Source organism: Rhodococcus sp. O3 (assembly GCF_048897285.1).
GTDB lineage: Bacteria > Actinomycetota > Actinomycetes > Mycobacteriales > Mycobacteriaceae > Rhodococcus.
In genome coordinates, this window is the sequence record NZ_JBMBTE010000246.1 from 1 (window position 1) to 3,510 (window position 3,510).

At 68.9% G+C, this 3,510-nt stretch carries 2 protein-coding genes and 1 pseudogene; all 3 read left to right on the forward strand.

The window, feature by feature from the left end; translation table 11 throughout:
- Nucleotides 1–837 (forward strand): 3-methyladenine DNA glycosylase (locus ACN675_RS28385; RefSeq protein ID WP_420753992.1); only part of this gene is annotated, 837 nt, incomplete at its 5' end.
- A gap of 74 nt (nt 838–911) precedes the next feature.
- Nucleotides 912–3,095 (forward strand): malate synthase G, encoded by a 2,184-nt coding sequence (locus ACN675_RS28390; RefSeq protein WP_420753993.1) that lies wholly within the window; start codon nt 912–914, stop codon nt 3,093–3,095.
- 106 nt (nt 3,096–3,201) lie between these two features.
- Nucleotides 3,202–3,510: pseudogene (locus tag ACN675_RS28395) on the forward strand (hypothetical protein); the annotation flags it as partial.

The following is a 3,510-nucleotide window of genomic DNA, read 5'->3' on the forward strand; positions in this document are numbered from 1 at the left end:
CTCGCGGGGCACCTGCGGCGGCGCGCGGCCCGGCAGACCCACCCGGTGCACGACTTCCTGTTCACCTACTACAACCACCGGCCCAACCAGCTGCGGCGCTGGCATCCCGGCTTCGGGGTGGTGCTGCTCGGCGATGCCACCCGCGAGTACCGCGACCATCCCGCCTACGAACGCGTCGTCGCCGACGGGCAGCCCGGGGTCACGGTGTCCCGGCGCGCGGCGCTCGATCGGCTCGGAACGGTCGAGTTCGTGCGGGATCTGCTCGCGGCCACCGCGTCCCGGCCGCCGCAGCTGGGCTGTTTCGGGCTGCACGAGTGGGCGATGGTGTACCGCACGGACGACGCCGGGGTGCGGCACAACGCGGTGCCGCTGCGGCTCGGCCACGACGGCACCGACGCGGTGGTGGAATCATTGCAGTTGCGCTGCACCCATTACGACGCGTTCCGGTTCTTCACCCCCGACGCGGCCCCGCGCAACGCCGAGACCCTGACCCGGCAGACCCAGATCGACCGGGAACAACCCGGCTGCCTGCACGCCGGCATGGATCTCTACAAGTGGTGCTACAAGCTGTCCCCGTTGATCGAGTCGGACCTGCTCCTGGACTGCTTCCGGCACGCCCGGGCGGCACGCGAACTGGACATGAGGGCCAGCCCGTATGATCTGAGCGAATACGGCTACTCGCCCATCACGATCGAGACTGCCGCCGGACGCGCACAGTACGTCCGCGAGCAGTCGGCGCTCACCACCCGCGCCGCAGCCCTGCGCCAGGAGCTGCTGAATCGATGCACCGCGCTGGCGGCGTGTCTCACCGACACGCAGATAACTACCGGCGGGTAACATGTTGGTGTTTTTCGTGCGGCACCGGTCGGCCCGACCGCACCGGGTGCACAGTTACCGGAAAGAGTGAGGCAATGACAGAACGCGTTCAGGTCGGCGGACTCCAGGTCGCCAAGGTGCTCTACGACTTCGTCAACAACGAGGCCATCCCCGGGTCCGGTGTCGACGCGGACGCGTTCTGGGCCGGCGCCGACAAGGTCATCCACGACCTCGCGCCCCGCAACCGCGAACTGCTCGCCATCCGCGACGACCTCCAGAGCAAGATCGACACCTGGCACCGCGACCGCGCCGGACAGCCCCACGACCCGGCCGCCTACAAGGCGTTCCTGCAGGACATCGGCTACCTCGTGCCGGTTCCCGCCCCGTTCGAGGTGACCACCGCCAACATCGACTCCGAGATCGCCACCACCGCCGGCCCGCAGCTCGTCGTGCCGGTCCTCAACGCCCGCTTCGCGCTCAACGCCGCCAACGCCCGCTGGGGTTCGCTGTACGACGCGCTGTACGGCACCGACGCCATCTCCGAAGAAGGCGGCGCCGAAAAAGGCACCGGCTACAACAAGGTCCGCGGCGACAAGGTCATCGCCTGGGCCCGCGACTTCCTCGACAAGGCCGCACCCCTGGCGACCGGCTCCCACACCGGCACCACCGCCTACCGCATCGAGGACGGCGCGCTGAAGGTCACCCTCGCCGACGGCACCGTCACCACCCTCGCCCAGCCCGAGAAGCTCGTCGGCTACCTCGGCGACACCGACGCCCCCACCTCCGTCCTGCTGCGCAACAACGGCCTGCACATCGACATCCAGATCGACCCGCAGTCCCCGATCGGCAGCACCGACACCGCCGGCATCAAGGACCTCGTCCTCGAATCGGCCGTCACCACCATCATGGACTTCGAGGACTCCGTCGCCGCCGTCGACGCCGACGACAAGGTCATCGGCTACCGCAACTGGCTCGGCCTCAACCGCGGCGACCTGTCCGAGTCCTTCACCAAGGGCGACAAGACCCTCACCCGCACCCTCAACGCCAACCGCGTCTACACCGCACTCGACGGCAGCGACCTCGAACTGCACGGCCGCTCCCTGCTGTTCGTCCGCAACGTCGGTCACCTCATGACCAACCCCGCCGTCCTCGACAGCGACGGCAACGAGGTCCCCGAAGGCATCCTCGACGCCCTGATCACCACCCTGTGCGCCGTCCACGGCCTGCACACCGACGAAGCCCACGGCCCGCTCGGCAACAGCCGCACCGGCTCGATCTACATCGTCAAGCCCAAGCAGCACGGCCCCGACGAATCCGCCTTCACCACCGAGCTGTTCGGCCGCGTCGAGGACGTCCTCGGCCTGCCCCGCAACACCCTCAAGGTCGGCATCATGGACGAGGAACGACGCACCACCGTCAACCTCGCCGCCTGCATCGAGGCCGCCTCCGAGCGCGTCGCGTTCATCAACACCGGCTTCCTCGACCGCACCGGCGACGAGATCCACACCTCCATGGAAGCCGGCGCCGTGGTCCGCAAGGCCGCCATGAAGCAGCAGAAGTGGATCCTCGCCTACGAGGACTGGAACGTCGACACCGGCCTCGCCTGCGGACTGCAGGGCAAGGCGCAGATCGGCAAGGGCATGTGGGCCATGACCGACCTCATGCACGACATGCTCGTGCAGAAGATCGGCCAGCCCAAGGCCGGCGCCAACACCGCCTGGGTGCCCTCGCCCACCGGCGCCACCCTGCACGCCACCCACTACCACGAGGTCGACGTCTTCGCCGTCCAGGACGAGCTCAAGGGCAAGACCCGCGCCACCGTCGACGACATCCTCACCATCCCGCTCGCCGAGAACACCGACTGGTCCGACGCCGAGAAGCGCGAGGAACTCGACAACAACTGCCAGTCCATCCTCGGCTACGTGGTGCGCTGGATCGACCAGGGCGTCGGCTGCTCCAAGGTCCCCGACATCCACGACGTCGCACTCATGGAGGACCGCGCCACCCTGCGCATCTCCAGCCAGCTGCTCGCCAACTGGATCCGCCACGACGTCGTCAGCGCCGAGGACGTCGTCGCCGCCCTCGAACGCATGGCCCCCGTCGTCGACCGGCAGAACGCCGGCGACGCCGCCTACCGCCCGATGGCACCGAGCTTCGACGACAGCATCGCCTTCCAGGCCGCCAAGGAACTGATCCTCGAAGGCACCAAGCAGCCCAGCGGCTACACCGAGCCGATCCTGCACCGCCGCCGCCGCGAGTACAAGGCCAAGTACGCCTGATCCGCACCACACGACGCGGGGCCCCGTCCGACCCGGACCGGGGCCCCGCCCCGTTTTCCGTACACTGCGGGAGCCCGGAAAGAGAAGAAACGAGGCGGACGAACACGTGAGTCGACATCGCAGTTCCGGCGGCGTCCGAGGCATCAGCAAAGGCCCGATCATCGCCCTCGTCACCATCGTGCTGCTCGTCCTCGCCACCATCGGCTGGTTCCGGCTCCGCGACCACATCGACGACCAGGGCATCCAGGCCGCCCAAACCTGCGTCGAAGGCGACGCCGTCCTGCATGTCAGCGCCGACCCCGCGATCGCCCCCGCCCTCACAACCCTGGCCGAACAGTGGACCGCCGACACCCGCCGCGTCATCCGCGACCACTGCCTCACCGCCCAGGTCACCGCCACCCCCGGCACCCCCGCC

Coding starts and splice junctions, on each gene's coding strand:
- ACN675_RS28390 (WP_420753993.1), top strand. CDS start 912: ATGACAGAACGCGTTCAGGTCGGCGGACTCCAGGTCGCCAAGGTGCTC.